Below are 6,980 nucleotides of genomic sequence, written 5' to 3' on the forward strand. Positions count from 1 at the left end.
ACTGCCAGTATTTTAGCCGCGTAACCACACAAAAAACAGCAAGAGTTGGCTGAAGGACCAGGATGTGATGAAACCGCAAGGAAGGCTGTGGCTCGGGTTGCTGCTGGCATCCTCTCTCGGTGCCCAGGCCCGGCCGCTGGAACTTAACGACGCTTATCCCAGCCATTACCTCGTTCGCCAGGGTGATACTCTGTGGGACATCTCCGCCCGTTTCCTGAGATCTCCCTGGCAGTGGCCCAGGCTGTGGCGGGCCAATCCTCAGCTGTCCGACCCCCATGCTATCTATCCAGGCGACGAACTCAGGCTGACCTGGGTAGACGGTCAGCCCCGGCTGGTGCGCGCCGAGCCGGCCGGGGTGGTCCGGCTGTCACCCCGGGTACGGGTGGCGCCGGCGGTGGCCACCATTCCCCTGGCCGCCATCATGAGTTTTACCGACAGCCACCGCGTACTGGCACCGGAGCAGTTGGTGCGGGCGCCCTATATCCTGGGTGAGTCGCAGGGCAGGGTGATCATGAATAAAGATGAAAGCCTCTATGTTCGTGGCCAGCTGAATCCCGGTGAGACCTATGGCGTCTATCGTTCGCAGGGGGAACTGACCGACAAGTTCAGCCGGGCCGAGCTGGGGCTGAAGGCGGTTCAGGTGGGGACAGTGCTGGCCCGGGAACAGCTCGAGGAAGGGCTGGCAAGGGCAACGGTAAGCAGCCTCAGGCAGGAAATGCGCCAGGGCGATCGGCTGCTGCCGCTGGCCGCCGACGGGGCTATCGCCGCCTTCCACTATCCCCGGCCGGGGCCGGCGCTCGACAAGGCCTATATCCTGGCCATGGGCCAGGAGGGTGCCATGACCGGGCGCCACGGCGTGGTCTTCATCAACAAGGGCAGTGAGGATGGGCTCGGTGCCGGCGATCTCTACCGGGTGCTGAGACCGGGGCCCGGTGTCTACGACTACGGAGACAGTGCTCTGGCCCGGCTGAGTTACGCGGACTCCGCGAGCCGCTACCTGCGCAACACCGGGCCGGCCGTCCCATTGCCGGCCATCCCCATTGCCCGGCTGCTGGTGTTCAGTGTTCACCCGCGTGTCAGTGCCGCCCTGGTGCTGGACAGCGACGAACCGGTGCGTCCTCATTTCCCACTGGATTCGGTCCATGATGCCGGCCTCTGGCCTTGAGCAGCATCCGCTGCTGCCCTGGCTGGCGCTGCGCCACACCGCCGGTATAGGGCCGGTCGGGGCCGTCAGGCTCTACGACAAACTGGGTCCGGCCTGGTTCGACTCGCCGGCGCTGGCCGGCAGTGGCCTGAACGAAGAGCAACGGCGGCAACTGCTCAGTCCCCAGTGGTCGGTGCTGGAACGACTCCTGGCCTGGCAAGGGGCTGGCCCCGGTCGCCATATCCTGTCGTGGGATCATCCCGACTATCCCGCGCAGCTCAAATCGGCGACCGGTGCGCCTATCCTGCTGTTCGTCGAGGGCGAGCTGGCGGCGTTGCGGCAGGAGCAGCTGGCGGTGGTGGGCACCCGCCATCCTTCCTACGTCGGCCGGGAAAATACCAGGACGCTGGTGCCCTTGCTGGTGGAGGCGGGGGCGGCCATCACCTCGGGGTTGGCCATCGGCGTCGACGGTCTGAGCCATCAGGCGGCGTTGGACAAGGGAGGGATCACCCTGGCGGTGTTGGGCTCGGGACTGGCGCAATGCTATCCCCGGCGCCATCGGCGGCTGGCGGGGGAGATCGTCGCGCGGGGTGGGGTCCTGCTGTCCGAGTGCTATCCTTGGGAGGGGCCTTTGGCCCATCATTTTCCCCGCCGCAATCGCATCATCAGCGGGCTGAGTCTGGGCGTGCTGGTGGTGGAGGCGGCGGAACGCAGCGGCTCGCTGATCACCGCCCGTTTTGCCCTGGAGCAGGGACGGGACGTCTTCGCCATTCCCGGTGCCTGGCAGAATCCCCAGGCCGTGGGCTGCAACCGGCTGATCCAGCAGGGAGCCAAGCTTGTCTGTGATGTCCAGGATATCCTCGAGGAGTTGTCGGCTTTCTCCGACGCGGCGATAAAAATTCATCCACCGGTCACGGAGGAATTATTGCCTTATCCGGACTTGTTGGATAACGTAGGTTTAGAGGCAACGGCAGTGGACTTGATCGCGTCCCGTTGTCAACAGCCGGTGCAGGAGGTGGTTACCCGGTTGGTCGAGCTGGAATTGGCTGGCTGGGTGGAATCCGTACCCGGGGGTTATGTCAGAGCGAGGAGGGGCTGATCATGTTCGATGTACTTATGTACTTGTTCGAAACCTACATCCATGCGGATGTGGACACCATGGTGGATCAGGAAGAACTCGCCGACGAGTTGACCCAGGCGGGCTTTCACAAGGAAGAGATCCTCAAGGCCCTGGCCTGGCTGGAACGCCTGGCCGAGCTGCAGGAGGCGGAAGAAACACCGATCTGGGCCCGTTCGGCGCCCGATTCATTTCGCATCTATACCCCGGAAGAGCTCTACAAGATCGACGCCGAAGGCCGTGGCTTCCTGCTGTTCCTCGAGCAGATCAAGGTGCTCAACGCGGAGACCCGCGAGATCGTCATCGACAGACTGATGGAGCTGGACTCCTCGGTGATCGAGCTCGACGACCTCAAGTGGGTGGTGCTGATGGTGCTGTTCAACGTACCCGGCAGCGAGTCCGCCTACCACCAGTTGGAAGAGCTCATCTTCGAGCAACCCGAGGGAGCGGTTCACTGAGGACGGCCGCGCTGGTAGAATTCCATCAATGAATTCGGAGGCGCGGCATGTCGAAAATCGATCCCAGTCTGTTCAATACCCACGAGCATGCCCCGCGCTGGGCCGATGAGCCTTGTCCCCAGTGCGGAGAGAGGCTGGAGCTGCGCCATGGCAAACACGGTGCCTTCATCGGTTGCTCCGCCTATCCCCGCTGCGATTACCTGCGCCCTTCCAAGGTAGTGGAACACGACGAGGATGTGGAAAAGGTGCTCGAGGGGAGCCGGTGCCCGCTTTGTGGCCATGCTCTCGCCTTGAAGAAGGGCCGCTACGGCCTCTTTATCGGCTGCACCCACTACCCGCGCTGCCATCATGTGGCCGATATCAACGATCAGGGCGACGAGGAGCCTCCGTGCCCCGCTTGTGGCAAGGGCCATCTGCTGGCCAGGACCTCCCGTTACGGCAAGCGGTTTTACGGTTGTTCCCGTTATCCGACCTGCCGCTATGTCATTAACGATAAGCCCAGGGCCGAGTCCTGTCCCGAATGCGGCTTCGGCATCCTGGCCGAGCGCAAGGGACAACTGTATTGTCCCAACAAGGGCTGTGATTACCATCGCTGAATACCAAGGAAGCTGTATTGTCAATGAACCCGCAAGATTTGCTCACCGCGGTTGAGCACCTCAATAATGGCGCCGTCATCGGTTATGCCACCGAAGCCGTGTTTGGCCTGGGCTGCGACCCGGACAATGGCGAGGCGGTGCAACGGTTGCTTGAGATCAAGCAACGCCCGGTTGATAAAGGACTGGTGCTGATCGCCGCCGACTTCAGCCAGTTGCGGCCCTACCTGGATCTGGAAGCCTTGCCCCCGGGGCGCCTCGAGATCATCCTGGACAGCTGGCCCGGCCCTTATACCTGGGTGATCCCGGCCAAACCGGAGGTGCCGATGTGGCTGCGCGGCCGGTTCGACTCCCTGGCGGTGCGGGTGAGCGCCCATCGGCAGGTCCATGATCTCTGTCTGGCCTTCGGCAAGCCGCTGGTGTCGACCAGTGCCAACAAGACGGGCGAAGAGCCGGCAAGAACGGCACAAGCACTGTCAAGGCAACTGGGCGGGGAGCTGGACTACATACTGTCCGGCACCACCGATGGCCTGGCCAATCCCTCCCTGATCCGGGACGGCATCACCGGCGTGACCCTGCGCCCGGCTTGAACATCAACGAATTAAGGAAGAGACATGAGCGGTAAACCGGACACATCGGCAGTCAAGGCCTTTCTGCTGCAGTTGCAGGACGAGATTTGCGCGGGCCTGGAGCGGGCGGACGGCCGCGGCCGTTTTGCGGAGGACAGCTGGATCCGGGAAGAAGGGGGCGGAGGCCGCAGTCGGGTGTTGCGCAACGGTGCGGTGATCGAGCAGGGCGGGGTCAACTTTTCCCATGTGCACGGGGCTGCCATGCCGGCCTCGGCCACGGCTCACAGGCCCGAGCTGGCCGGTCGCTCCTTCGAGGCCATGGGCGTTTCCCTGGTGATCCATCCCCACAATCCCCATGTGCCCACCAGTCATGCCAATGTGCGTTTTTTCATTGCCGAGAAGGAAGGGGCCGAGCCGGTCTGGTGGTTCGGTGGCGGCTTCGATCTCACGCCCTTCTACCCGGTGGAGGAAGACTGCCGGCACTGGCACCGGGTGGCCCATGAGCTTTGCGCCCCCTTCGGTGAACAGGTGTATCCGGAATACAAGACCTGGTGCGACCGCTACTTCTACCTTAAGCACCGCAATGAAACCCGGGGAGTGGGCGGGCTCTTCTTCGACGATCTCAACCACTGGCCCTTCGAGCAGTGCTTCGCCTTTATGCAGGCGGTGGGACGGGGCTACCTCGACGCCTACCTGCCGATAGTGGCAAGACGCAAGGACATGCCTTATGGCGAGCAGGAGCGGCAGTTCCAGCTGTATCGGCGCGGACGTTATGTGGAATTCAACCTGGTGTACGACAGGGGCACCCTGTTCGGTTTGCAGACCGGTGGGCGGACCGAATCCATCCTGATGTCGATGCCGCCATTGGCGCGTTGGGAATACGACTGGCAGCCGGCTCCGGGCTCGGCCGAAGCCCGGCTGCAGGCGTTCCTGGTACCCAGGGACTGGTTTTAACTGACCGGCTCCGCCTTGGGGCCGAACAGCTCGATGACCCGATCGATCAACCCCTGCCGCTCACCGCCGGGCAGGTAGGCGGCATAGACTTCCCGGTTGATGGATGGGGTATCGGCCACCACGAACAATTGTTCCTGCTCCTGATAGCTCTTTATCATCGAGCTGGGCAGGAAGGCGCTGCCGCCGTGGTGCAGCAGGTATTCCAGGGCGATGCGCACCGAGCCGGTGTGCAACAGCGGCGGCGTGGCGGTGTTGAACAGTTTGGCGTGCTGGGTATTGAAGGCGGTGCCCCAGTCGATGCGGATATAGTCCTGGGCCATGGCCCGGGCCGCGTCGAGGTTGGGATAGGTGGACACCAGTTGCAGCTCCATGGTGTGCATGGCAATGTGGCGTACTCCCTCGATACGGGCCGGATCGGTCAGGAAGGCCAGATCCAGGGTCCGGCCGAGCAGGGCCCGGGTCATCTGTTCGGGCGTCCGGATATCGGCCCTTAGCGACAGTGCCGGCAACTCGCAATAGAGCCGGTGCAGTCCCGCCTGCAGGTAGGCGTCCCACAGGTTGGCGGTGCCGGCCACCGCCAGTTGCTGGGTCTGGCGCTCGCTCAGGGCCACTTCATGCTGAGCCCGGGCCCAGGCCAGCAGCATGGACTCGGCATGGGGGATCAGGGCCTCGCCGGAAGAGGTCAGCTGGATATTGTTGCGTAACCGGGTGAAGAGGGTAACCCCTAACTGGCTTTCGAGCTGGCGGATCCTGAAACTGACCGCCGACGGCGTCAGGTAAAGATGTTCAGCCGCCTTGCCGAAATGGCGGGTGCGGGACACTTCCAGGAAGGTCTTTAAGAGTTCAGTATCCAAGATTGACCATAAATATTTTGTTCGTTAGCGCAAAATCTATTCATTTTAGCGGCTAATGCAACAAAAAAAGCGTCGGGGAAGACAATATAATGGTTTCCATTCCCTTACGAGGGGGTCAAGGTCTATTCACTACCGGCGTTATGCCAATGTATGAGAACAGTTCATGGACAGATATGCAGTAATTGGTAATCCCGTCAGTCACAGCCAGTCGCCCTTTATCCATGGCCGTTTTGCCGAGCAGACGGCGCAGGATATCAGTTACGAGCGCCTGCTCGCTCCTCTCGATGATTTTGCCGGCACATTGTCCCGGTTCCGGCAGGAAGGAGGGAAAGGCTGCAATATCACTGTCCCTTTCAAGACGGAGGCGTTGGCTTTGGCCGGGCAGTTGACCGAACGGGCCGAACTGGCCGGAGCGGTAAATACCCTGCAGCTGCTGCCCGATGGCCGCTGGCTGGGAGACAATACCGACGGCGCCGGGCTGGTGCTCGATCTCCAGCGCCTGGAGGTGCCCCTGAATGGGGCCAGGATATTGCTGCTGGGAGCGGGTGGCGCGGCCCGTGGTGCGCTCGGGCCCCTGTTGGCCGAGCGGCCAGCCGAGCTGGTGGTGGCGAACCGGACCCGGGCCCGGGCCGGTGAGCTGGCGGCACGCTTCTCTTCACACGGCAATATCATCAGTGCTCCTCTGAAAGCGCCGGGCAGCGGTTTTGATGTGATCATCAACAGTACCTCCGCCAGCCTGCAGGGCGAGCAACTGGCGCTTAAGGCCGGTGTTTGCCATTCCGAGACCCGGGTCTACGATATGATGTATGGTCGAGAGGAAACGGTGTTCCTGAGCTGGGCCAGAGCCCTTGGGCTGAGATACCGCTACGATGGTCTGGGCATGCTGGTCGGTCAGGCTGCCGAAAGTTTCTACCTCTGGCGGAAGGTGCGGCCGGACATGATGTCGGTGCTGACCGCCCTCAGAGCCAAACTGGAGTCCGCAACATGAATCAGGACATTATCGTCGGCGACGATCTGTGCTGGCAGCCGCAGGAGCAGAGGCTGACCTTCAGTACTTACTGGCAAGGGAGGCTGATCCCCTGTTTTATCAGCTTGCATCGGCTGGAACACATGACCGGCCAGAGCCTGAGCGACGAGGCCAACATCATGCTGGCCTTCGAGGCGGTACGCTTTGATATCGAGGAAAAGGTCAGTGCCCTGGTGGAAGAGGAAGCCTTCGCCCCCGACGGCGGCCTCTATCTCTAGCCGCGGTATTTACCCTGTTGGTGCAGGTATTCCTCTTTCAGCCGCA

General features: G+C 62.3%; 10 protein-coding genes (1 of these 10 running past the window's edge). 8 read left to right on the forward strand and 2 right to left on the reverse strand.

Features of this window, described 5'->3' with window-relative positions; all coding sequences use genetic code 11:
- The first annotated feature begins 67 nt into the window (after nucleotides 1–67).
- The 6 genes from ACT7DK_RS02660 to hemF are packed head-to-tail and all read left to right on the forward strand — an operon-like array spanning nucleotide 68 to nucleotide 4,835.
- Nucleotides 68–1,165 carry a LysM peptidoglycan-binding domain-containing protein gene (locus ACT7DK_RS02660; RefSeq protein WP_445396073.1) on the forward strand — a complete coding sequence of 366 codons (1,098 nt, stop codon included), beginning with the start codon at nucleotides 68–70 and terminating at the stop codon, nucleotides 1,163–1,165.
- A complete protein-coding gene (gene dprA / locus ACT7DK_RS02665; protein WP_445396075.1) occupies nucleotides 1,143–2,243 on the forward strand; it encodes a DNA-processing protein DprA in 1,101 nt (366 codons plus the stop codon). The genes ACT7DK_RS02660 and dprA overlap by 23 nt, the downstream gene beginning before the upstream one ends.
- Before the next feature lie 2 nt (nucleotides 2,244–2,245).
- Complete coding sequence (locus ACT7DK_RS02670) at nucleotides 2,246–2,719, forward strand: DUF494 family protein (protein ID WP_445396077.1); 474 nt, start codon at nucleotides 2,246–2,248, stop codon at nucleotides 2,717–2,719.
- 47 nt (nucleotides 2,720–2,766) lie between these two features.
- Nucleotides 2,767–3,315, forward strand: coding sequence for a DNA topoisomerase family protein (locus ACT7DK_RS02675; protein WP_445396079.1), 549 nt, complete (start codon nucleotides 2,767–2,769; stop codon nucleotides 3,313–3,315).
- A 23-nt stretch (nucleotides 3,316–3,338) separates the two neighbouring features.
- Nucleotides 3,339–3,902 (forward strand): Sua5/YciO/YrdC/YwlC family protein, encoded by a 564-nt coding sequence (locus tag ACT7DK_RS02680; protein WP_445396081.1) that lies wholly within the window; start codon nucleotides 3,339–3,341, stop codon nucleotides 3,900–3,902.
- A 24-nt stretch (nucleotides 3,903–3,926) separates the two neighbouring features.
- A complete protein-coding gene (gene hemF / locus ACT7DK_RS02685) occupies nucleotides 3,927–4,835 on the forward strand; it encodes an oxygen-dependent coproporphyrinogen oxidase (RefSeq protein WP_445396083.1) in 909 nt (302 codons plus the stop codon).
- Here the strand turns inward: hemF and hdfR are convergent.
- Nucleotides 4,832–5,689: an HTH-type transcriptional regulator HdfR gene (gene hdfR / locus ACT7DK_RS02690; RefSeq protein WP_445396085.1), complete on the reverse strand. Its 858-nt coding sequence runs from the start codon at nucleotides 5,687–5,689 to the stop codon at nucleotides 4,832–4,834. The genes hemF and hdfR overlap by 4 nt on opposite strands.
- Before the next feature lie 163 nt (nucleotides 5,690–5,852).
- Here hdfR and aroE point away from each other — a divergent pair, with 163 nt between their 5' ends.
- Entirely contained in the window at nucleotides 5,853–6,677 is an 825-nt protein-coding gene (gene aroE, locus ACT7DK_RS02695; protein WP_445396087.1) for a shikimate dehydrogenase, read from the forward strand.
- A complete protein-coding gene (locus tag ACT7DK_RS02700; RefSeq protein ID WP_445396089.1) occupies nucleotides 6,674–6,934 on the forward strand; it encodes a DUF1488 family protein in 261 nt (86 codons plus the stop codon). The genes aroE and ACT7DK_RS02700 overlap by 4 nt, the downstream gene beginning before the upstream one ends.
- Here the strand turns inward: ACT7DK_RS02700 and ACT7DK_RS02705 are convergent.
- Nucleotides 6,931–6,980: the 3' portion of a gamma carbonic anhydrase family protein gene (locus ACT7DK_RS02705; protein ID WP_445396091.1), read on the reverse strand. The gene runs 502 nt beyond the window's last position; 50 of the gene's 552 nt are visible here — the last part of the coding sequence; the start codon falls outside the window, past its right edge; its stop codon occupies nucleotides 6,931–6,933. The two genes, ACT7DK_RS02700 and ACT7DK_RS02705, sit on opposite strands and share 4 nt — an antisense overlap.

This window comes from Zobellella sp. An-6 (assembly GCF_052487945.1).